Annotated in this window: 24 protein-coding genes; 13 read left to right on the top strand and 11 right to left on the bottom strand. The window is 68.7% G+C overall.

Annotation, left to right across the window (positions count from 1 at the left end):
* Positions 1-29 precede the first annotated feature (29 nt).
* Positions 30-1,226 carry a M20 family metallopeptidase gene (locus OG804_RS26850; RefSeq protein WP_328391122.1) on the bottom strand — a complete coding sequence of 399 codons (1,197 nt, stop codon included), beginning with the start codon at positions 1,224-1,226 and terminating at the stop codon, positions 30-32.
* Between the two features lie 251 nt (positions 1,227-1,477).
* Complete coding sequence (locus tag OG804_RS26845) at positions 1,478-2,182, bottom strand: enoyl-CoA hydratase/isomerase family protein (RefSeq protein ID WP_328391120.1); 705 nt, start codon at positions 2,180-2,182, stop codon at positions 1,478-1,480.
* A gap of 114 nt (positions 2,183-2,296) precedes the next feature.
* Between OG804_RS26845 and OG804_RS26840 the strand changes: the two genes are divergently transcribed.
* A complete protein-coding gene (locus OG804_RS26840) occupies positions 2,297-3,076 on the top strand; it encodes a purine-nucleoside phosphorylase (protein WP_328391118.1) in 780 nt (259 codons plus the stop codon).
* The gene (locus OG804_RS26835) at positions 3,077-4,576 is read left to right on the top strand and encodes a phospho-sugar mutase (RefSeq protein WP_328391116.1); all 1,500 of its coding nucleotides are present in this window, start codon (positions 3,077-3,079) and stop codon (positions 4,574-4,576) included.
* Between the two features lie 4 nt (positions 4,577-4,580).
* Here OG804_RS26835 and upp read toward each other — a convergent pair whose 3' ends face one another.
* Positions 4,581-5,204, bottom strand: coding sequence for a uracil phosphoribosyltransferase (gene upp, locus OG804_RS26830; protein ID WP_328391114.1), 624 nt, complete (start codon positions 5,202-5,204; stop codon positions 4,581-4,583).
* Between the two features lie 151 nt (positions 5,205-5,355).
* Between upp and OG804_RS26825 the strand changes: the two genes are divergently transcribed.
* The 7 genes from OG804_RS26825 (at position 5,356) to OG804_RS26795 (ending at position 10,394) form a co-directional block, all read left to right on the top strand.
* Positions 5,356-5,670, top strand: coding sequence for a hypothetical protein (locus OG804_RS26825; RefSeq protein WP_328391112.1), 315 nt, complete (start codon positions 5,356-5,358; stop codon positions 5,668-5,670).
* Between the two features lie 4 nt (positions 5,671-5,674).
* Positions 5,675-6,769 carry a C40 family peptidase gene (locus OG804_RS26820; RefSeq protein WP_328391110.1) on the top strand — a complete coding sequence of 365 codons (1,095 nt, stop codon included), beginning with the start codon at positions 5,675-5,677 and terminating at the stop codon, positions 6,767-6,769.
* Positions 6,770-6,830: 61 nt separating this feature from the next.
* Positions 6,831-7,181, top strand: coding sequence for a hypothetical protein (locus OG804_RS26815; RefSeq protein WP_328391108.1), 351 nt, complete (start codon positions 6,831-6,833; stop codon positions 7,179-7,181).
* 58 nt (positions 7,182-7,239) lie between these two features.
* On the top strand, positions 7,240-7,578 hold the full coding sequence (locus OG804_RS26810; RefSeq protein WP_328391106.1) for a YbaB/EbfC family nucleoid-associated protein: 339 nt from the start codon (positions 7,240-7,242) through the stop codon (positions 7,576-7,578).
* Between the two features lie 354 nt (positions 7,579-7,932).
* Positions 7,933-9,192, top strand: coding sequence for a primosomal protein (locus OG804_RS26805; RefSeq protein WP_328391104.1), 1,260 nt, complete (start codon positions 7,933-7,935; stop codon positions 9,190-9,192).
* Positions 9,193-9,411: 219 nt separating this feature from the next.
* Complete coding sequence (locus OG804_RS26800; protein ID WP_328391102.1) at positions 9,412-9,609, top strand: type II toxin-antitoxin system VapB family antitoxin; 198 nt, start codon at positions 9,412-9,414, stop codon at positions 9,607-9,609.
* A gap of 101 nt (positions 9,610-9,710) precedes the next feature.
* Positions 9,711-10,394 (top strand): JAB domain-containing protein, encoded by a 684-nt coding sequence (locus OG804_RS26795; protein ID WP_328391100.1) that lies wholly within the window; start codon positions 9,711-9,713, stop codon positions 10,392-10,394.
* A 12-nt stretch (positions 10,395-10,406) separates the two neighbouring features.
* Here the strand turns inward: OG804_RS26795 and OG804_RS26790 are convergent, their stop codons facing one another.
* The 8 genes from OG804_RS26790 to OG804_RS26755 all read right to left on the bottom strand — a co-directional run bounded on the left by OG804_RS26790 (position 10,407) and on the right by OG804_RS26755 (position 17,488).
* The gene (locus OG804_RS26790; protein WP_328391098.1) at positions 10,407-11,309 is read right to left on the bottom strand and encodes a metal ABC transporter permease; all 903 of its coding nucleotides are present in this window, start codon (positions 11,307-11,309) and stop codon (positions 10,407-10,409) included.
* A gap of 5 nt (positions 11,310-11,314) precedes the next feature.
* Positions 11,315-12,049, bottom strand: coding sequence for a metal ABC transporter ATP-binding protein (locus OG804_RS26785; protein ID WP_328391096.1), 735 nt, complete (start codon positions 12,047-12,049; stop codon positions 11,315-11,317).
* Positions 12,046-12,963, bottom strand: a complete 918-nt coding sequence (locus tag OG804_RS26780) for a metal ABC transporter substrate-binding protein (protein ID WP_328391094.1) — start codon at positions 12,961-12,963, stop codon at positions 12,046-12,048. The genes OG804_RS26785 and OG804_RS26780 overlap by 4 nt, the downstream gene beginning before the upstream one ends.
* Before the next feature lie 139 nt (positions 12,964-13,102).
* The gene (locus OG804_RS26775) at positions 13,103-13,882 is read right to left on the bottom strand and encodes a succinate dehydrogenase iron-sulfur subunit (RefSeq protein ID WP_328391092.1); all 780 of its coding nucleotides are present in this window, start codon (positions 13,880-13,882) and stop codon (positions 13,103-13,105) included.
* Positions 13,882-15,708, bottom strand: a complete 1,827-nt coding sequence (sdhA, locus tag OG804_RS26770) for a succinate dehydrogenase flavoprotein subunit (protein ID WP_328391090.1) — start codon at positions 15,706-15,708, stop codon at positions 13,882-13,884. Before sdhA ends, OG804_RS26775 begins: the two co-directional genes overlap by 1 nt.
* A gap of 16 nt (positions 15,709-15,724) precedes the next feature.
* A complete protein-coding gene (locus OG804_RS26765; protein WP_328391088.1) occupies positions 15,725-16,156 on the bottom strand; it encodes a succinate dehydrogenase hydrophobic membrane anchor subunit in 432 nt (143 codons plus the stop codon).
* 4 nt (positions 16,157-16,160) lie between these two features.
* Positions 16,161-16,559 carry a succinate dehydrogenase, cytochrome b556 subunit gene (sdhC, locus tag OG804_RS26760; RefSeq protein ID WP_328391086.1) on the bottom strand — a complete coding sequence of 133 codons (399 nt, stop codon included), beginning with the start codon at positions 16,557-16,559 and terminating at the stop codon, positions 16,161-16,163.
* A gap of 668 nt (positions 16,560-17,227) precedes the next feature.
* Positions 17,228-17,488: a hypothetical protein gene (locus OG804_RS26755; protein WP_328391084.1), complete on the bottom strand. Its 261-nt coding sequence runs from the start codon at positions 17,486-17,488 to the stop codon at positions 17,228-17,230.
* Between the two features lie 182 nt (positions 17,489-17,670).
* On the opposite strand from OG804_RS26755, the gene OG804_RS26750 reads away from it, so the two are divergent.
* The 4 genes from OG804_RS26750 (at position 17,671) to OG804_RS26735 (ending at position 21,997) form a co-directional block, all read left to right on the top strand.
* On the top strand, positions 17,671-18,066 hold the full coding sequence (locus tag OG804_RS26750; RefSeq protein WP_328391082.1) for a cytidine deaminase: 396 nt from the start codon (positions 17,671-17,673) through the stop codon (positions 18,064-18,066).
* Positions 18,067-18,211: 145 nt separating this feature from the next.
* Positions 18,212-19,213: an LLM class flavin-dependent oxidoreductase gene (locus tag OG804_RS26745; protein ID WP_328391080.1), complete on the top strand. Its 1,002-nt coding sequence runs from the start codon at positions 18,212-18,214 to the stop codon at positions 19,211-19,213.
* Positions 19,214-19,398: 185 nt separating this feature from the next.
* Positions 19,399-20,826, top strand: a complete 1,428-nt coding sequence (locus tag OG804_RS26740; protein ID WP_328391078.1) for a thymidine phosphorylase — start codon at positions 19,399-19,401, stop codon at positions 20,824-20,826.
* A gap of 73 nt (positions 20,827-20,899) precedes the next feature.
* The gene (locus tag OG804_RS26735; RefSeq protein WP_328391076.1) at positions 20,900-21,997 is read left to right on the top strand and encodes an adenosine deaminase; all 1,098 of its coding nucleotides are present in this window, start codon (positions 20,900-20,902) and stop codon (positions 21,995-21,997) included.
* Positions 21,998-22,032 lie beyond the last annotated feature (35 nt).

Genomic DNA, 22,032 nt, shown 5'->3' with positions numbered 1-22,032 from the left:
GTCCGGGGGCCGATCCCGGACGCCGCCGTTCAGGACAGTTGCTGCCCCGCCTGCAACACGATGTTGGTGAATGTCCGCACCCCCACCGCCAGCGCGCGTTCGTCGATATCGAACGTCGGCTGGTGCAGGTCCAGCTGGGGCCCTTCTCCCGACCAGACCCCCAGCCGGGCCATCGCGCCGGGTATCTCTTCCAGGTACCAGGAGAAGTCTTCGCCGCCGCCGGACTGTGGGGTGTCGGCCAGGGCATCGGCGCCCACGGCGCGTACGGCGTCGCTGAACATCCGTACCGAGTGCTCGTCGTTGACTACCGGCGGTACACCGCGCCGATAGTCGAGTTGGTAGCGGACACCGGTCGGGGCGAGCAGGCTGCCGACGATTTCCCGGACCAGCGGTTCGAGCAGCGCCCAGGTGGCGTGGTCGCCGGTGCGGACGGTGCCGGTGAGCATGCCGGTCTGCGGGATCGCGTTGGGTGCTTTGCCCGCGCTGACCGCTCCCCACACCATGACCGTGCTGGTGCGCGGATCGATCCGGCGGGTCAGCAGTCCGGGCAGGCCGGTGATGACAGTGCCGATGGCGTAGACGAGATCGCTGGTCAGATGCGGGCGTGAGGTGTGCCCGCCGGGCGAGTCCAGGACCAGTTCCACGGTATCGGCGGCCGAGGTGATGGCGCCGACCCGGATCCCGACCCGGCCCGCTTCCAGCCGCGGGTCGCAGTGCAGGGCGAACACCCGGTCCACATCGGTCACCGCGCCGGCGGCGACCATGTCCAGGGCGCCGCCGGGCATGACTTCCTCGGCGTGCTGGAAGATCAGCCGCACCCCGACCGGCAGGTCGAGGTCGGCCAGCGCGAGCGCGGTGCCCAGCAGGATGGACGTATGCGCGTCGTGACCGCAGGCGTGCGAGACGCCGGGCACCGTGGAGGTGAAGGGGCGGCCGGTGAACTCCTGCAACGCCAGCGCGTCCATATCGGCGCGCAAGGCGATACGCGGCGCGTCGTCCGGACCGAAATCGCAGATCAAACCGGTACCGCTGGGCAGCACCCGGAACGACAGACCTGCCTTCGTCAGCCAGGTGCCGACGAACTCGGTGGTCGCGAACTCGGTGCGGGACAGTTCCGGGTTGGCATGGATATGCCGCCGCCAATTAACGAGATCGACCGTGTGCTCGGCCAGCCACGCCGTCACCGCGTCCTGTCCGTCTCGCACCGAACGGCCGGATGTGCTCACCGAATGTCCTCCTGTCGTAGAACGAGCAGCTGTCAACCACTTATCTCCACGTGCGCGGGTCACCTGTACACGTAATCGTCCGCGACTGTCGTCGCGGTACATGCCGGCGGTTCCGCTCGACCCGGGGGGAACGGCCGTAACCTCCAGTTTCGCACCGTGGCCGGATCTGTGCGCGACGGCGTCCGCGCGACGCGCCCACGTCTCGGTCCGCGGTGCGGGTATCGCGGACCTCGCCCGCCCGGTCCGCGCCGCTAGTTCGCGGCGAACGCCAGGTTATCGGGAGTGGTCGGCACCGCCAGTCCGGCCAGGACCGGGGCGTGCAGGGACCGTTTGATCGCGGGCAAGCTGGGGGTCCGGTTGACGGCCAGCGCCGCCGCCCGCTCCACCGCGGCGCCGCGCAGCGCTGCGGCGTCCACGGTGTCGTCGACGATTCCGGCGGCCAGGGCCTCGGGACCGCCGAATCGGTGTCCGGTGGTCATCGCGGCGACCGCGACCTGGTTGGTCAGCCGACCGCTCAGCAGGGCGTTCATCCCGGTGGTGAACGGCATGCCCAGGTGCACTTCGGGTAGGCACCAGAACCCGCGGTCGGCGCGCATCACCCGGAAATCGTGCGCGGTCGCCAGCATGGCGCCGGCGCCGAACGCGTGCCCGTTGATCGCGGCGACGGTGGGCAGCGGAAAGGCCAGGATCCGGCTGAACACGGTGTGCACGCGATCGAGGTAGCCGTGCATCCGGTCGAGGTTGGCGAACAGCCAGTCGGTGTCGAGACCGTTGCTGAAGAACTTCCCGGTGGCGGTCGTGACCAGCGCGGCGGGCCCCTCGCTCGCCTCCACGGTGTCCAGCAGCGCGTGTGTCTCGTCTATCCACTCGTGGCTGAAGCGGTTCTCGCTGTCGGTCTGGCCCTCATTGCCCAGCGACAGCACGAATACGTTCCCATCACGTTCCAGGTACGGCATCACTGCAGCGTATCGACTGCGCGCGGGCCCGGTGTCGGCGGCAGCCGCCGGAGCCGCCGACGGCGCAGGCGGTTCGGGCGGGCCTGGGGCGCGGGAGGCCATACACTGACCGCCATGCTTGCCGAAGAGGCCGCTGCGGAGATCGCGGCCCGGACGTCAGTGGATCGACACCGGGTCGCGGTGGTGCTGGGTTCGGGCTGGCAGGACGCCGCCGCCGAACTCGGGACCCCGAACGCCGAGATACCCATGCCGGAGCTGCCCGGTTTCGCCGCGCCCACCGCCCAGGGCCATATCGGGAGGGTGTTGTCGGTGTCGGTCGGCGATACCGATGCCCTCGTGCTGATGGGGCGCCAGCATCTCTATGAGGGGCACACGCCCGACGAGGTGGTGCATCCGGTGCGCACCGCGGTGGCCGCCGGTGCGCGGACGGTGATCCTGACCAACGCCGCCGGCGGTATCCGGCCGGGCCTGCGGGTCGGCGAAGCGGTGCTGGTGCGCGATCATCTGAATCTCACCGGCACGACCCCGTTGAGCGGGCCCTCCTTCGTCGACCTGGTGGACGCCTGGGATCCGGAGTTGCGCCGGCTCGCCCAGCAGATCGATCCCGAACTCACCGAGGGTGTGTACGCCGGGCTCACCGGCCCCCAGTACGAGACGCCCGCCGAGATCCGCATGCTGGCCACCATCGGCGCCGACCTGGTCGGGATGTCCACGGTGCTCGAGGCCATCGCCGCCCGCGCACTCGGGGCCCGGCTGCTCGGTGTCTCACTGGTCACCAATCTGGCGGCCGGGGTCACGGGGGCGCCGCTGACGCATGCCGAAGTGCTGGCCGAGGGGCGCGCGGCCGCGCCGCGTCTGGGCAAACTGCTGCGCGGACTGCTGGAGCAGCTGTAGATGCTGACTTTCGGGACGGCGGGACTGCGCGGGCCGCTGGGCCCCGGCCCGGACGAGATGAACGTGACCACGGTGGCTCGGGCCACCGCCGGACTCGCGGCCTGGCTGCGGGATCGGTGTCTGGGCGGCGGCCGGGTGGTGGTGGGGCGCGACGCCCGGCACGGATCGGCGGAGTTCGCCGAGGTCACCGCGGAGGTGCTGGCCGCGGCCGGGTTCGTGGTGATCCGGTTGCCCGAACCGCTGCCGACTCCGGTGACCGCCTACGCCGTCCGCGCGCTGGACGCGGTGGCGGGCGTCCAGATCACCGCCTCCCACAACCCGCCCGCCGATAACGGCTACAAGGTGTACGTCGACGGTGGCGCGCAACTGCTGGCCCCGGCGGATACCGAGATCGAGCAGCGGATCGCGGCGAGCACCGAGCCGATTCCGCGCACACCCGTGGAAACGTCGGGCGGCGATGTCCTGTCGCGCTATCTGGCCCGGGTCGCCCAGTTACCCCAGCTGTTGGGCGGATCCGGCGAGCGCGCCGATATCCGGATCGCGTTCACTCCGCTGCACGGTGTCGGCGGCGCGACCGCTGTGCACGCGCTCGGCGCCGCCGGTTTCTCCGATATCCACGCGGTCGCCGAACAATTCGCGCCCGACCCCGATTTCCCGACGACCCCCTTCCCGAACCCCGAGGAACCGGGCGCCGCGGATCTGCTGTTGCGGCTGGCCGAGCAGGTGGACGCGGACCTGGCGATCGCGCTGGATCCCGACGCCGACCGGTGCGCTCTGGGCGTCCCCACACCCGAGGGATGGCGCATGCTGCGCGGCGACGAAACCGGGGTGCTGCTGGCCGATCACGTGTTGCGCACCGCCCCGGCCGACGCGCTGGTGGCCACCACGATCGTCTCCTCGCGACTGCTCTCCCGGCTCGCGCCGGCCCGGGGCGCCCGCTACGCCGAAACCCTTACCGGCTTCAAATGGCTGGCCAGAGCGGGCGACGGTCTGGTCTACGCGTACGAGGAGGCCATCGGGCACTGCGTGGACCCGGCGACCGTACGCGACAAGGACGGTATCTCCGCGGCCGTGCTGGCCGCGGATCTGGTGTCACAGCTGCGCGCCCGCGGCCGTACCTTGATCGACGAGCTCGACGAGCTGGCGATCCGTTTCGGCGTGCACCTGACCGACCAGGTCTCGCTACGACTGCCGGATCAGCGGGCGGCGGCCGAGGTGGTGAACGCACTACGCGCCGCGCCGCCCGCGGAACTGGCCGCGACACCTGTCGACTACGTCGATATGTCCGCGCTCCGGGGCCGGATGCGCACCGACGCCCTCGTCTTCACCGGTGACGGTGTGCGGCTGGTCATCCGGCCCTCGGGCACCGAACCGAAGCTCAAATGCTATCTGGAGGCAGTGCAACCGGTTTCCGGCCCGTCCGGTCTCGCCGCCGCCGGAAAGGCTGCGGAGGAAAGGCTTTCGGAGCTGCGCGACTACTGCCGGACTCTGGCCGGCTGACCGTTCAGCGCGGCCCGAACTGCCGGTCCCCCGCGTCCCCGAGTCCGGGCACGATATAGGCGTCGGCGTTGAGCCGGTCGTCGATCACGGCCGTCACCAGCCGCACCGGGTATCCCGAACCCGCCAGCGCGGCGATACCTTCGGGCGCCGCCACCACACATACCGCGGTGATGTCGGTCGCGCCGCGGCCGGCCAGCAGCCCCAGTGTGTGCAGCATGGATCCGCCGGTGGCCAGCATCGGGTCCAGCACCATGACGGGGGTCGAAGACAGGTCGTCGGGCAGCGATTCCAGATAGGGCACCGGCTGATGTGTCCGCTCGTCGCGCGCGACACCGACGAATCCCACCTGCGAGTCCGGGATGAGGTCGGTGGCGGCGTCCACCATGCCCAGTCCGGCCCGCAGCACCGGCACCAGCAGCGGTGGACGGGCCAAGCGCACGCCCTGGGTGGGCGCGACCGGGGTGGTGATGTCGAAATGCTCCACCGCAGCGTCGCGCAGCGCCTCGTAGACCAGCAGCCTGGACAGATCACGCAGGGCGGCCCGGAAAGCCGGGTCGGGTGTGCGCTCGTCGCGGAGCGCGGTGAGCAGTATCGCCACGAGCGGATGATCCAGGGTGTGCGTGCGCATGAGGGAACGATAAAGTCGACCATGCGTATACCGCCGCCTCGCCGGGACTTTTCGCGAGTTCGATTTTCGCGGAACCGTGTGCGAAGCCGGTGCGTCGAAACCGGTAGATGACATACTCTGCCCGTTAACGAAGTCGATGGGGGAACCACTGATGGTGAACATCTCAGCCGATGCCGACGGCATCGCGGCCTACGGCGCCACCGCCGGAGTAATGGCCGCCGAACTCGCGGCGGCGGGGACGGGAGCATCCGGTGCCGGGCCCGCGATCCTGGGACCGATATTCGGTCTGGTCGGCGGTGATTTCCTGGCGGCCTACACTGCCGCGCACGCCGGTCATCTGGCGACGATCGGGCAACTGTCCGCGGTGCTGGGCACGATGGGCGGGGCGGCGGGCGTCGCCGCGGTGAGTTACGCCGAGGCCGATATCAGCACCGCGGCCGCCCTGCGCGGTGCCGCCGGGGAGTGACCCGGTGATCGATATCAAATCGCTGGCCGAGCCGATTCTCGAGCTGCTGGCCAGCTTCGGTACCGGAGTGCTGGCGACCGGCGGCCCCGGTGATTCGCTGCGCGCGGCCTCCACCGCCATCGACCAGGTGCACGCGCTGGGGCGCACGGGCATCAATCAGATGAACACCGCGTGGGACGGAACCGGCGCGGATGCCGCGACCTCCAAGGCCCTGCGGGTGCAGACCTCGGCCGCGAGCATCTCCGATCGCGGCAACGAGATGGCCACGGTGATGGGCCAGGCCGCGGCTCATGTCGAGACCGGCAACAAGGATCTGACCGCGATCGCGCAGTCGTTCGTGAACACCGCGACCGCCGCGGCGCCCACACTGGGCACGCCGGCGGGCCTGTCGCTGCTGGTCGGGTCCGCGATCGACCATCTGGGGCAGGCGCTGGGCGTCGTCGGCAGGGTGCAGAACGACCTGCAGACCCAGACCGCGTCGATGAACGAACTGACCCCGCCGCCGCCCACTCCCGCCGCGGCGAGTACCGCGCCGGTGAGTACCCAGGCCATTTCGACCGTGACCTCCGGCCTCAGCAATGTCGCCGGCGTGGCCGGTTCGATGATGAGCACCGCGATGTCGAGCCCGAGCGGCGCCACGACCAAGACGAGCGCGGGAACCCCCAGCAAAACGTCGACCTCGACCGGCGCCGCGGAGGGCGAGGGCGTGAAGGTCACCCTGCCGGACGGCAGTGTGGTGGAGGCGCCGAACGAGAAGGCAGCCACCGCGGTGAAGGCGGCGATAGGAACCCTCGGCACGCCGTATGTCTGGGGCGGCAACAGCCCCGGTTCCGGGTTGGACTGCAGCGGGATGACGAAGTACGCCTACGGCGAGGCCGGTGTGGAACTGCCCAGGCTGGCCCACGAACAGGCCAACGGCGCCACCCCGGTATCGCCCGGTGATCTGATGCCCGGCGATCTGGCCGTATGGGACGGCCATGTGGCCATGGTCGTCGGCAACGGACAGTTGATCGAAGCCGGCGATCCGGTGCAGATCAGTTCGGTGCGGACCGAGAACAGCGGGATGGAGTTCCTCGGGTTCTACCGGCCGACGGAATGAACCGTCCGTACCCGCCGGCACCCGCAGCGGGAGCCATCCGATCATGACGAGTGGACAGAATATGAGTGAGCAGCAGGTTCCCGAGGTGCCGAATGTCACGATGGCGGCGAGCCGCAATCGGGCCGGCACCCTATCGGTACGCGCCACCGACCAGGGCATGCCGGTGGAGATCAAATTCGAGCGCAGCGAATACCGTTACGGCGCTCGCGCACTCGCCGACGAGATCCTGCGGTTGACCCACCGCTCCACCATCGCGGCCAAGGCCAAACGCCGGGAAATGCTGGCGGAGAACGGAATGCCCGAGGACATCCTCGACCAACTGGGCCTGCCGACCCGCCGCCAAGCCGTGGACGAACTGGACCGAATGGACGATGACGACACCGGCCCGACGAGCTGGATGAGGCCGGTATGAGTCGCCGGCCCTCGCGGCACCGATACGACGCACACCCGCTCGGATCCAGGAGGCACGCATGAGCGCGGAAATGGACGCCCTGGTCGCCGGGGCCACGCAGAAACTGGAGGCGCTCGAAGCGGCGCTGTACGGACTCAAGCAGGTCCGTGGCCGGTTCACCACCGAAGACGGAATGGTGAGCGCCGAGGTGAACAGCGACGGCGCGCTGGTGAGTCTGCAGCTCACCGAGGCCGTGACGACGCTGCCTCCCGCCGAAACGGCGCAGCTCATCATCTGGGCCTGCCGGCAGGCCGCCGAAGACGCCGGGGGTCAGCGCTCGGAGGTCGTTGCCGCACTGAACGAATCGTTCGCCCCGGCGCAGGAGGCAGGGGCGGGAAGTGGGCCGGACGGCGCCTGATCGCGAAACGCATCAGGCGTAGATCGGCCGGACCCGCGGCTGCGTGTGGATTGCAGCCGGGCGTACCTCCGCCTCCGCTCCGGCCATGCGCGAACTGCGTACCTCAACCCCCGCTCCGGCCATGCGCGAACTGCGTACCTCAACCCCCGCTCCGGCCACGCGCGAACTGCCTACCTCAACCCCCGCTCCGGCCGCACGCGAACTGCCTACCTCAACCCCCGCTCCGGCCATGCGCGAACTGCCTACCTCAACCCCTGCTCCGGCCGCGCGCCAAATGCCTACCTCAACCTCCGCCACGACCGTGCGCGGACCAGGGGTAGGCCCTGCCGTGCTGGACATATTAGGCTTCCCCATATGGCTTCTGGAGACATCGTCCCGATCGAGCTCGGTTTGACCGACGGCGATCTTGTCACCCTGTGGGCACCGCGCTGGCGTGACGGTGACGACGAGTGGGAGGCGTTCCTAGGACACGAGGACGCCCTCTACGGCTTCGAGTCGGTGGCCGAGCTAGCGGCCTTCATCCGGACCGACTCCGATAACGACCTGGTCGAGCATCCGGCCTGGAAGGTCGTCGCGGGTTTGTCGGCCGCCGAACTCGAGCCCGACGACAACTACTCGTTCGATCTTGTCGGGGTGCCGGAACTGGCCGCCGGTGATCCGGATGTGGACACCATCGCCGAGCTGGAAGACACCCTGGCCATGGTGCGCAATATCGGCGAGGTCTGCGAGCTCGAGACGGTCACCAAGTTCTTCGGCTCACACCCGTCGCTCAGCGCGCTGGCCGGTGGCACCCATATGTTCGCGGGCCGCGAGGGTCTGGAGCTGTGGGATCGGATCGGCGCCGCGGTCGCCAAGAGCTGGGACGACGTCCTCGACGCCATCGATTCGGTGGTGCGCGTCCCGGAGGTCGACGCCGCAGCGGTCGCGCTGGCCGAAGCCGAGTTGCTGGCCGCCGAGGAGAACGAGGTCGACGCCGACGACGCGGCCGATACCGACGACGACAGTGATTTCGAGCCCGTCGACCTGGACGAGGACGACGACTCCGAAGACGACGACGACGCGGAACTCACCTTCTGGGAGGAGGTCGGGATCGACCCTGTCAAGATCGTGACGGCCGATACCGAATACTTCACCCTGCGCTGCTATCTCGACGACGAGCCGATCTTCCTCGGGGCCACGAAGGCCATCTCGGTTTTCGGCAGCGAACGCGCGCTGGCACGCTACCTCGCCGACGATCACGAACACGATCTCGCCCGGGTGAGCACCTTCGCCGAAGTGCAGACCGCGGCCATCGACGGATCGCTCGAGGTCGAGGTCACCGAGGAGAACGTCTACGTCCTGCCCGGCCTGGCCGATGATCTGGCGACGGGGCCGGAAGCGGTCGACACCGAGCAGCTCGATCTGGTTCTGGAACTTTTCTCCGATGCCGCCGACTACGCCGACGACAACGCGGTGGAACAGGCGCTGGCCAAATCGACACCCCTCGGCTGGTACATCTCGTACCTGCTGAACCCGGACCCGACCCGGATGGCGCCCAATCCGCCGTTCGATGCCGAGTCACGCGCCTGGCGGGAACTCGAACGCAATTTCGAATCCCGGCTCACTCCGCGCTGACCTCGCAACCCGCTCCGATACCGCACCGGCGGCAGTGAACGGGCTCGTCCCTGGCGCGCCAGGTCTCGATGTGGACACACCGCGCACATTTTGTCGATAAACCGGCACCGACTGGGCAAACTGTCTGGCCAGCGGGGTTTGTCGTTGCGCAGCCGCTGCCGGTTCATCCCGCATGGGGTGACACGCCGCCGCACCCGGCGGATGTACGAAGGAGGACGCATGCCGACCGTGCGGATCGATCTGGACCAGGACCTGCTGGCGGCCGCCGGCGCCATCATGGGTACCGCGAACAGTAAGGCGACCATTCACGAGGCGCTGCGCCGGATCGTGGTGCACGAGCGGCAGCTGCGGCATTTCGAGCGTCTCGCCGCGTCTGCGCTGACTCGTTCCCCGCAGCCCGCGGTCGTCGACGGCTGACCCCGCCGGAATTCTCGGGAGTCGCCCGGCCGGGCCGGACCCACCGACACTGTCGGTACCGACTGGCATGATCCGGACGCACGGAGTCTGGAGGGGGAGCCATGCCGGTACCGATCACCGATCTGCCCGTGGCACAGCGGCCGCGAGAACGGCTGCGAGCGCTCGGACCGCAGGCGCTGAGCGACGGTGAGTTGCTCGCGCTGTTACTCGGTCAGGGCCGCCGCGGGGAGAGCGCCCTGGAACTCGCCTTTGCCCTGCTCACCGAGTTCGGCGGGGTGGCCGGTCTGGCGTCGGCCCGGCCGGAGGAGTTGCTGCGACAGTCCGGGGTGGGTGTGGCCAAGGCGGCGTCGATCACCGCCGCGTTCCAGCTCGCCGCCCGGTCCCGCGTCAGCACACAGACTGCGGCGCCACTGTTGCGGGCCGAGGATGTGGCGCGCGCGGCGGGCCCGCTGTTCGCCGGGGCGCGGGTGGAGCGGCTGCTGGTACTGGTCTGCGACGCCCGCAATCGGCCGCGACAGCGGGTCTTCGTCGCCGAGGGCGCGATCGACGAGGTCGCCGTGCCGGTCCGCGAGATCTTGAATACGGTATTGCGCCACGACGGCCGCGCCTTCGCGCTCGCCCACAATCACCCGTCCGGCGACCCGACTCCCAGCCCGGACGACCGTCGCGCCAGTACCCTGCTCGCCGCGGCGGCGCGAACCGTCGGGCTGCGGTTCCTGGACCATGTAGTGCTCGCGGGCGAGAGTTGGCGGCGGGCCGCCCCATGGGAGGAGATGCTGCTGTGAATGCGCCGCCGCTCAGCGCGGTTCGGCGGCCGCCTCGGGAGCGATCGCGGACCCGTCCCGCCCGCGGCGCCGGACAGCGGCGAGGCGGGAACCGATCAGACCCTGCCTGGGCGCGAACAGATAGACCACGGTGAACACGACACCCTGGGCCAGCACGATGGTCGCGCCGGAAGCGGTGTCGGCGTAATAGCTCACGTACAGACCGATGACCGCGCAGACCGCCGAGAGGGTCGGGGCTATCACCAGCATCCGCCCGAAACGCTCGGTGAGCAGGTAGGCGGTCGCGCCGGGAATGATCAGCATCGCCACCACGAGGATCACGCCCACCGCTTGCAGGGCCACCACCGAGGTGAGCGCGAGCAGGCCGAGCAGCGTCGCGCCCAGCACCCGGGGATTGAGACCGAGAGCGTAGGCGTGGACGGGGTCGAACGCGTAGAGGGTGAAGTCGCGTCGTTTGAGCACGAGTGCGAGGAAGACCAGTGCGGCCAGCCCGGCGATCTGGATCAGCTCTTCGCGGCTCACACCCAGCAGGTTGCCGAAGATGATGTGGTTGAGGTCGGTATTGCTGGGTGTCACCGAGATGAGAACCAGGCCGAAGGCGAACAGCGTCGTGAACACGATGCCGATCGCGGCATCCTCTTTCACCCGGCTGGTATCCCGGACCAACCCGATCAACGCGACGGCCAAGAACCCGAAGACCACCGCGCCGACCGCGAACGGCACCCCGGCGATATAGGCGAGCACCACGCCCGGCAGCACCGCGTGGGAGACCGCGTCCCCCATCAGGGACCATCCCACCAGCACCAGCCAGCAGGACAGCAGACCGCACACGGTCGCCGCGACGACGCTGGCGGTCAGGGCCCGCACCATGAAGGCGTAGCGCATCGGTTCGAGAAGGAATTCGAGCAGGTCCATCGGATTCACCGCTGTCCGATCACGTCGAGCCCGAAGGCGAGCGCGAGATTCTCCGGCCGCAGCGCCTCCTCGGGAGCCGCGTGCACGAGAACCCGGCGCATCAGCAGTACGGCCTCGTCGGCCAGTCCGGGCAGCGCGTGCAGGTCGTGGGTGGAGATCAGCACGGTCGCGCCGTCGGCGGCCAGCTCCCGCAACAGCCCGGTGATCGTCGCCTCGGAGCGTTTGTCGACCCCGGCGAACGGCTCGTCGAGCAGCAGGATCCGGGCGCCCTGCGCGATCCCCCGGGCGACGAACGTACGTTTGCGCTGGCCGCCGGAGAGCCGCCCGATCTGGCGGTCGGCCAGATCGGTCAGGTCGACCCGTTCCAGCGCCTCGTCCACCGCGGCGCGGTCGGCGCGGCTCGGCCGGCGGGTGAACCCCATCCGGCCGTAGCGACCGGTGGTCACCACATCGCGCACCGAGAGCGGGAACGACCAGTCGACGGCTTCGTTCTGCGGCACATACCCGACCGCCCCGGCCTTGCGGGCGACCACCGGTTTGTCTCCGCCGATCCGGACCGTGCCGCGGTCCGGGGTGATCATGCCCATGAGGGTTTTGAACAGGGTCGATTTCCCGGACCCGTTCATTCCGATCAGCGCGCAGACCCGCCCGGCGTCGACGGTCAGCCGGACCTGGTCGAGTGCCTGTACTTCGCCGTAGTAGACGCTGACGCCGTCGACGTCGATCGCGGGGACTGTCATGGCCTGCTCCCGGTGAGTGCTGCGGCTATGGTCTCGGCATCGTGCCGGATCAGGTCCAGATAGGTCGGCACCGGACCGTCGGACGCGGACAGCGAGTCGACGTAGAGCACACCGCCGAAGCGCGCGCCGGTGGCTTCGACGACCCGCTGCATCGGGGCGTCGGAGACGGTGGATTCACAGAACACCGCCGGAACCTCGTGGTCACGGACATATTCGATCACGCGGGTGATCTGCTGCGGGGTGGCCTGCTGTTCGGCGTTCACGGGCCAGATGTAGTACTCCGAGAGCCCGGCGTCGCGAGCCAGGTAGGAGAAGGCGCCCTCGCAGGTCACCAGGGCGCGCTGGCGGCGCGGCAGGGCACTCAGATCGGCGACGAGTTCGTCGTGGACCAGCTGCAGACGTTGTTTGTAGTGTTCCCCGTTCGCCCGGAACGCCGCGGCGTGTTCGGGAGCGAGCCGGGTGAAGGCGGCGACCATATTGTCCACATAGGTCCGCACGTTCAGCGGTGACATCCAGGCGTGTGGATTCGGTGTGCCCGCGTAGGCGTCGGAGGTGATCGGCACCGATGCGACACCGTCGCTGACAGTGACGTGCTCCGCGTCGATATCGGCGACGAACTGGCCGAACCAGGCCTCCAGGTTCATCCCGTTGTCGAGGATGAGATCGGCTTTGGCGGCCCGTTTGATATCGCCCGGGGTCGGTTCGTATCCGTGGATCTCGGCGCCCGGTTTGGTCAGCGACTGCACGTCGAGGTGCGCACCGGCGATGTTCGACGCGATATCGGCGAGCACGGTGAAGGTGGTGACCACCACCGGCTTGCCGTCGCGCGGAAGATGGAACGACGCGCAGGCGTTCAGCGCCACGGCCGTCACACAGACCGCGAACACGGCGGCGACCCGGAGAAACACCCGCATTCCGAACCACCGCCTTCCAGTCAGAATCGTAAGTTCGGTTACCCGAATTATCAAGTTCGTGTGATGGAACCCAAATAACCGGGAAAACAAAACCGCCCCCGTGCCGGGCACGGGGGCGGTGCTGTGGACGACTACGGACTCAGCGCGCGAACAGCAGCGCCCGCTTGACTTCCTGGATGGCCTTGGTGACCTCGATCCCGCGGGGGCAGGCATCGGTGCAGTTGAAGGTGGTGCGGCAGCGCCACACACCGTCGACCTCGTTGAGGATGTCCAGGCGCTCCCGGGCGGCTTCGTCACGGCTGTCGAAGATGAAGCGGTGCGCGTTCACGATCGCGGCCGGGCCGAAGTAGCTGCCGTCGGTCCAGTACACCGGGCACGACGTGGTGCAGCAGGCGCACAGAATGCACTTGGTGGTGTCGTCGAACCGAGCGCGGTCGGCCTGGCTCTGGATCCGCTCGTAGGTCGGCTCGTTACCGGAGGTGATCAGGTAGGGCTTCACCGCCCGGAACGCGTCGAAGAACGGCTCCATATCCACAACCAGGTCCTTCTCGACCGGCAGGCCGCGAATGGGCTCGACGGTGATGGTGACCGGCTTGCCGTTCTTCGGCAGCATGTCCTTCATCAAGACCTTGCAGGCCAGCCGGTTCACCCCGTTGATCCGCATCGCGTCGGACCCGCACACACCGTGCGCGCACGAGCGACGGAAGGTGAGAGTGCCGTCCAGGTAGGACTTGATGTAGATGAGGATGTTCAGGAACCGGTCCGTCGACAGGGCCGGCACCTGGAACGACTCCCAGCGCTGCCCCTCACCGTCCTCCGGGTTGAACCGGGCCACCTTGACGGTGATCATGGTCGAGCCCTCGGGAACCGGCGCCGGGTTCGCGGCCGACGCTGCGGGATTCTCGGCTACAGCGGTCATCAGTACTTACGCTCCATCGGCTCGTAACGGGTCTGCACCACCGGCTTGAAGTCGAGCCGGATATCCGAGAGGAGATCCGCGCCTTCCTTGTAGGCCATCGTGTGCCGCATGAAGTTCACGTCGTCGCGATCCGGGTAGTCCTCGCGGGCGTGGCCGCCGCGCGACTCCTTGCGGTTGAGCGCGCCGACCACCGTGACTTCGGCCAGTTCCAGCAGGAAGCCCAGCTCCAGGGCCTCGAGCAGATCGCTGTTGTAGCGTTTGCCCTTGTCCTGCACCGTGATCCGCGCGTAGCGCTCCTTGAGCGCGTGCACGTCGGTGAGGGCCTGCTTGAGGGTGTCCTCGGTGCGGAACACCGAGGCGTTGTTGTCCATCGACCGCTGCAGTTCGGTGCGGATATCGGCGACCCGCTCGTTGCCGTGGTCGGACAGGATCAGCGACAGCCACTCCTGCACCATCTGAGCCGGGGTCTCCGGCATATCGACGAATTCGGCGCGCAGGGCGTACTCCGCGGCGGCGATGCCGGCGCGGCGGCCGAACACATTGATATCGAGCAGCGAGTTGGTGCCGAGCCGGTTCGCGCCGTGCACGGAGACACAGGCGCACTCACCGGCGGCGTACAAACCGGGCACGACATCGGTGTTGTCCTTGAGCACCTCGCCGTGGATACGGGTGGGGATACCGCCCATCACGTAGTGGCAGGTCGGGAACACCGGCACCAATTCCTTCACCGGATCCACACCGAGGTAGGTGCGGGCGAACTCGGTGATATCGGGCAGTTTCTCCTCGAGCACGTCCGCGCCGAGGTGGGTCACGTCGATGTAGACGTAATCCTTGTTCGGACCGGCGCCGCGACCCTCGAGCACCTCGAGCACCATCGAGCGGGCGACGATATCGCGTGGCGCCAGGTCCTTGATGGTGGGCGCGTAGCGCTCCATGAATCGTTCGCCGTCGGCATTGCGCAGGATTCCGCCCTCACCGCGCACGGCCTCGGAGATGAGGATGCCGAGTCCGGCCAGGCCCGTCGGATGGAACTGGTGGAATTCCATGTCCTCGAGCGGCAGCCCCTTGCGGAACACGATCGCCATACCGTCGCCGGTCAGCGTGTGCGCATTGGAGGTGGTCTTGTACATCCGGCCCGAACCGCCGGTCGCGAAGACGATCGACTTGGCGTGGAAGACGTGCAGCTCGCCGGTGGCCAGCTCGTAGGCGACGACACCGGTCGCGACCTGTCCGCGGTCGGTGTCGGTGAGCACCAGGTCCAGCACGTAGAACTCGTTGTAGAACTCGACGTCGTGCTTGACGCAGTTCTGGTAGAGCGTCTGCAGGATCATGTGACCGGTACGGTCGGCGGCATAGCAGGCGCGCCGCACCGGAGCCTTGCCGTGGTCGCGAGTGTGACCGCCGAACCGGCGCTGGTCGATCTTGCCCTCGGGCGTCCGGTTGAACGGCAGGCCCATCTTCTCCAGGTCGAGCACCGCGTCGATGGCCTCTTTGGCCATGATCTCCGCCGCGTCCTGATCGACCAGGTAGTCACCGCCTTTGACCGTGTCGAAGGTGTGCCACTCCCAGTTGTCCTCTTCGACGTTGGCCAGGGCCGCACACATGCCGCCCTGGGCCGCGCCGGTATGGCTGCGGGTGGGGTACAGCTTGGTCAGCACCGCCGTCCGCGCCCGGGGGCCGGCCTCGATAGCCGCACGCATACCCGCACCGCCGGCGCCGACGATCACGACGTCGTAGCGGTGTTCCTGAACAGGTCGAGACTCGACTGCGCCGCTGCGTTCACTGTTCTCACCTGCGGCGTCGGTTCGTTCGCTGCGCTCACTCATGCGAGGGGGCCCGTTCCTAACTGATATTGGGGTCGAAGGTGAAGATGACGTAGGTGCCCACGCCCATGATCAGGATCATCGACAGCACCAGCAGGGTGTTCAGCCAGAACCGGGTCGAATCCTTGCGCGAGTAGTCGGCGATCACGGTGCGCACACCGTTGCCGCCGTGCAGCTGCGCCAGCCACAGCATGGCCAGATCCCAGATCTGCCAGAACGGGCTGGACCAGCGGCCGGCGACGAAGGCGAAGTTCAGCCGTTTCACGCCGCCGTCGAGCAGCAGCATGATCGCCATATGGCCGAAGACCAGCACGATGAGCGCGAGGCCGGAGAACCGCATGAACAGCCAGGCGTACTTCTCGAAGTTGCCGCTGGAGTGCGAACGCGGGGAGCGTGGAAGGTCCAGGCTCGCCGGGCGGTCGTGGGACTTGCCGAGAACAGGTGCGGTCATGGTCTCAGTGCTCCGTCAACAGTAGGTAGAACATACGGCCGATCGAGGGCACCAGGAGCACGACCAGGAGCCCGATGATGCCCCAGAGCATCTGCTTCTGATAGCGGGGCCCGTTGGACCAGAAGTCCACCAGGATGACTCGCACACCGTTGAGCGCGTGGAACAGCACGCAGAAGACCAGGGCCATTTCCATGAGCGCGACGATCGGGGTCTTGTAGATCGCGATCGCGTCGTCGTACATTTCCGGGCTGACCCGTACGAGCGCGGTGTCCAGGACGTGCACGAAAAGGAAGAAGAAAACCGTGACACCGGTGATCCGGTGCAGGGCCCAGGACCACATTCCGGGGTCGCCTCGGTACAGCGTTTTGCGCTTCGGCTGAGCCGGAGCTTCTATCGTGGCCATAGAGTTTCGGTGCCTCCAACATCGTTGATGGACCCGGTCACAGATCCCGGCACCGGTGTGGCGGGCCGGAAATTCGGTGGCGCACCAACCCGCGGCCGACAAGGACCTACTCCGGGGCCGCTGTCGATGGGCTCGCCGCCGCCGAACCTGAACCGATCTGTTCTGGACTCTAATCCTCTGACAATCGGGGAACTAATTCGGCGTGCCGCGCGTTTCGCCCAGATCACACAGGTTAGGTTTACCTTTGTAGGGCCGCGGAGGGCTTGTGCGGCGGGTCCGTCGCGCCCTCTGCCACCCTCCGATAGAACACCGCCGGGGAGTGCGCTTGTTCCGCAAACCTTTGCCGTGCAGCGCATTTCACAATCTCGACGGGAGACCTACGCATGGCGCGCGAATTAGCCCGGGCACGCGGACCCTCCCTGCCGAAGTCGCCATTGTGCGCGGCGGCAATGTGCAAAATGTCTCAGTCCACGAGGCCAAGTTACTCCAGAGTAGCCGAGAGATCGCCTCCGGACGAAAGAGTTTCCGGTGATATCCCGGAATTCCCGGAGGCGCCCCGTTGTCCGCCCATCTCGTGGCGACCCCGAGGCCGCCGATCCACCGGGTCGCCGGACAGCTCCGAACCACCCGGCGAGCGCTGCGACCCGCCACGATGGAACGGACGGGGATCAGTCGCCTTCGTGGATCGACTCGACCCGCAGGCGCACGGCTTCGTAGTTGAAGACCGTCTCGACGATATCGCCGGTCACCCGACCGAGCAGGGCCTGGCTCGCCAGCGCGCTCTGGGGGTATTCGCCGACCGCGGGATCGGCCTCGTGGTCGGGCACGATCTGGTACTCCAGCCGCACCTCGACCTCGTCGTACGCGTTGAGCTTGGACAAGAGCAGTTTCGAATACACCATGACGATGAGGAACTTCGGAAGCGTCATTCGGCACCTTCCTGGTGGCTGATACCCGGGCCGGAGGGCCGGGCACCCTACATATCTCCGGGTGGAGCGACGTGTTTCACATTGTTCGGAGACGACCGCGCGGACCGAGGCGCGCCGGGCGGGTCCGTACGCGAAGCTGGGGCCGGAACAGATCGGGCCGATCACCGACAGCGGGAGCATGTATGGATATCGACTGGAACCTACTTCGCACCAGCGCACATGAGGCGATGCGGCGAGCCTACGCCCCGTACTCGCGTTTTCCGGTAGGTGCGGCGGGTTGGGACGGGCGGTCGATCTCGGTCGGCTGCAATGTGGAGAACGTGTCCTACGGGCTGGGGTTGTGCGCGGAATGCGTACTGGTCGGCAACAACCGATCCGCGGGCGGCGGGCGCCTCATCGCGGTTTCGGTCTGTGATTCGCGCGGGGAGGTCCTGCTGCCCTGCGGTCGCTGCCGCCAGGTGCTCTACGAGTTCGGCGGAAAGGAACTGCTGGTGGACCATCCCGGCGGGCCGAGGCCACTGAGCCGGCTGCTGGCCGACGCCTTCGGGCCGGACGACCTCGCCGCCGGCCGGACCTGACGGCCGCGCCTCGCGCCGCCGTCCGTGCTGCGAGCAGCGCACGGTCGTCCGGCGAGGACGTCCGGCGCCGCGTCCGAGCGGACGGTCGCCGTGCCGGTGCGACGACCCATGGAATCCCGGCGCCGTCCGGCGGGTTGGTCCGGGTATGACAGTTCCCCTCTCCGTCCTGGACCTGGCCGCCGTCGCCGCCGACGGTTCACACCGGCAGGCCCTCGCCGACACCCTGACCGTCGCCCGCGAAGCCGAGCGACTGGGGTACCACCGGTTCTGGGTGGCGGAGCACCACGGCATGCCGGGGATCGCGAGTTCGGCGCCGCCGGTGCTGATCGCCGCGGTCGCGGCCGCGACCGAGCGGATCCGGGTCGGGTCCGGCGGGGTGATGCTGCCCAACCATTCCGCGCTGGTGGTGGCCGAACAGTTCGGCACCCTGGTGGCACTCTACGGAGACCGGATCGACCTGGGCCTGGGCCGGGCGGCCGGCACCGACCCGCTCATCTCGGCCACCATCCGGCGCGGCGCCGCGGCCGAGGCGGTCGAGGATTTCCCCAAGCAGGTGGTGGAACTGCTCGCCTATTTCGGGACCATCCCGCCCTTGCGCGGCGGTCAGGGGGACCGGATCCAGGCCGTGCCCGGCCACGGCGACTCCCCCGACATGTGGCTGCTCGGATCCAGTGACTTCAGCGCCCGGCTGGCCGCCATGATGGGGCTGCCGTTCGCATTCGCCCATCATTTCGCGGGTGGCCGCAACACCCCGCTGGTATTCGACCTGTACCGGAGCGAGTTCCGGCCGTCGGAAGTATTGCAGGAGCCGCGCTCGATGCTGGCCGTGGCGACCGTGATCGCCGATACCGCCGAGGAGGCCCGTCGCCGGACTCTTCCGCAGAGTCTGGTCCAGCTGTGGATGCGCACCGGCCAGCTTCCGCGGCGAATCCCGACGCTCGCCGAGGCGGAGGCCTACCAGTGGACCGACGCGGAGAACGCCTTCGTCGACGACCGCAACGCCGACCAGGCGATCGGCACGCGCGACCAGGTACGGGACCGGCTCGACACCCTGGTGAAGGACACCGGGGCGGACGAGATCATCGTCGCCCCCACGGGCCCGACGGTGCAGCATCGCCTCGACACCCTGCGCGCCCTGCAGGATTGAGCCCCGGGCCACCGTGAACCGGATCCCCGGGCCACTCGTGTAGCCCCGGGTGATCAGCGCATGCGCGCTCCCGCACCGCCCGGGCAGGGCGGGCGGGCCGGGACACGCCGGGTCCGGCGACCGACGGAGGACGGCACGGCCCGCCGAAACCGTCACGGCGGGCGCAACGCTGCGAGACTGGGGGCGTGAGGGCATACGACGCGGTATCGATCATCGGGGCGAAGCGGGACGGCGACGAACTGTCCGACGAGCAGATCGATTGGGCCATAGCCGCTTTCACCCGGGGCGAGATGGCCGACGAACAGATGGCGGCGCTGGCCATGGCGATCGTGCTGCGCGGGATGAACCGCCGCGAGACCGCGCGCTGGACCCGCGCCATGATCGATTCGGGCCGGCGGCTGGACTTCACGGATCTGCCCCGCCCGACAGTCGACAAACATTCGACCGGCGGTATCGGCGACAAGATCACCCTGCCGCTGGCCCCGCTGGTCGCCGCCTGCGGCGCGGCGGTGCCGCAGCTGTCCGGCCGCGGACTGGGCTACACCGGTGGAACGCTGGACAAATTGGAGTCGATCCCCGGGTGGCGGGCCGATATCGCACCCGCCCGGATGCGGGAGATCCTCACCGACCCCGCCGCGGGCGCCGTGGTCTGTGCCGCGGGGGCCGATCTGGCGCCCGCCGACAAACGCCTGTACGCGCTGCGCGACACCACCGGCACCGTCGAATCGATCCCGCTGATCGCGAGTTCGATCATGAGCAAAAAGATCGCCGAGGGCACCGCCGCCCTGGTGCTCGACGTGAAGGTCGGTTCGGGCGCCTTCATGCGCACCCGCGAGGAGGCGCACGCGCTCGCCACCGCCATGGTGGATCTGGGCGCCGACGCGGGCGTGGACACCGTCGCGCTGCTCACCGCCATGGACACCCCTCTGGGCCGTACCGCGGGCAATGCGCTCGAGGTCGCCGAGGCGGTCGAAGTGCTCGCCGGCGGCGGACCGGCCGATGTAGTGGAACTGACTCTCGCGCTGGCCCGCGAAATGGTCGTGCTGGCCGGTCTGGACACCGATCCCGCCGACGCGCTCGCCGACGGCCGCGCCATGGACCATTGGCGGGCCATGATCCGCGCCCAGGGCGGCGACCCCGGCGCGGCGCTGCCCATCGCCGCGCACACCGAGACCCTGTCCGCGCCCGTCTCCGGCACGCTCAGCCGTCTCGATGCGCGGGGGGTCGGTATCGCCGCCTGGCGGCTGGGCGCGGGCCGGGCCCGCCAGGGCGACCCGGTGCAGGCCGCCGCCGGGATCCGGATCCACGCCGTCCCGGGCGACCGGGTCACCGCCGGCGCGCCGTTGCTCACCCTGTACACCGACACTCCGGAGGCTTTTCCCGGGGCGTTCGAGGCCTTGGCGGACGCGGTCGCCGTCGGCACGGAGCCCGACGCCCTGCCCGCCGCCCGGCCGCTGATCCTCGATCGGATCGGCACGCAACGGCACCGGGACCGGTCTCGCGCCGAACTCCCGTGGACCCCGCACGGGCATTCCGGGCACCCGGCCGCCGGGTCTCACCACCACGCGCACCACCCGCATCCAGCCGCTGACCACGGGAAGAATTCGGGGTGAGCGGCAGCGGAAGAGGTGGAACCTTTCCGGGCGTCCGGCTGACCGGCGCGACATTCGGCGATACCGTCGATACATGACCGGACCCTTGCCGCTTGATCTCGCCACACTGCGCCGGGCGCCGAAGGCTCTGCTGCACGACCACCTCGACGGCGGGCTACGTCCCGCCACCGTGCTCGAGCTGGCCGCGGACTGCGGTTACGACCGGCTGCCCGCGGCCGACGCCGAATCGCTGGCGCGGTGGTTCCGGGACGCGGCCGACAGCGGATCGCTGGAACGCTATCTGGAGACCTTCACCCATACCGTCGCGGTGATGCAGACTGCGGCGGGTCTGCGTCGGGTCGCCCGCGAATGCGCCGAGGACCTCGCTGCGGACGGCGTGGTCTACGCCGAGGTGCGCTTCGCCCCCGAACAGCATCTGGAACAGGACCTCACCCTCGACGAAGTGGTCGAACACGTACTCGCCGGCTTCGCGGCGGGTGAGGCGGCGGCCGCCGCGGCCGGGACGCCGATCGTCGTGCGCTGTCTGCTGACGGCCATGCGGCACGCCGCGCGGTCCCGGGAGATCGCCGAGCTGGCGGTCCGCTTCCGCGATCGAGGTGTCTGCGGGTTCGATATCGCGGGCGCGGAGGCCGGTTACCCGCCCAGCCGGCATCTGGACGCTTTCGAGTACATGCGGGTCAACAACGCGCATTTCACGATTCACGCGGGTGAGGCGTTCGGTCTGCCGTCGATTCACGAGGCGCTGGCCTTCTGCGGTTGCGAACGGCTCGGCCACGGGGTGCGCATCGTCGACGATATCGAGGTGCCCGGCGCGATCGAGGAAGCCCGGCTGGGCACCCTGGCCGCCTACGTCCGCGATACCCGGGTGCCGCTCGAGCTGTGTCCATCGTCGAATGTCCAGACCGGTGCGGTGCCCTCGCTCGACAAACATCCCTTCGACCTGCTGGCGCGGCTGCGGTTCCGGGTGACCGTGAACACCGACAACCGGCTCATGAGCGATACCACCATGAGCCGGGAGATGCTGAAACTGCACCAGACCTTCGGGTACGGCTTGAGCGACCTGGAGCGCTTCACCATCAACGCGATGAAGTCGGCGTTCATCCCGTTCCCGGAGCGCCTGCGGATCATCGACGACATCATCAAACCGGGATACGCCGTGCTCCTGGGCTGAACCGACGGAACGATCCAGGAAACCGGTCGGTCCGT

It is taken from the genome of Nocardia sp. NBC_00416, from assembly GCF_036032445.1.
Taxonomy (GTDB): domain Bacteria; phylum Actinomycetota; class Actinomycetes; order Mycobacteriales; family Mycobacteriaceae; genus Nocardia.
This window is presented reverse-complemented; position numbering and strand designations above follow the sequence as displayed.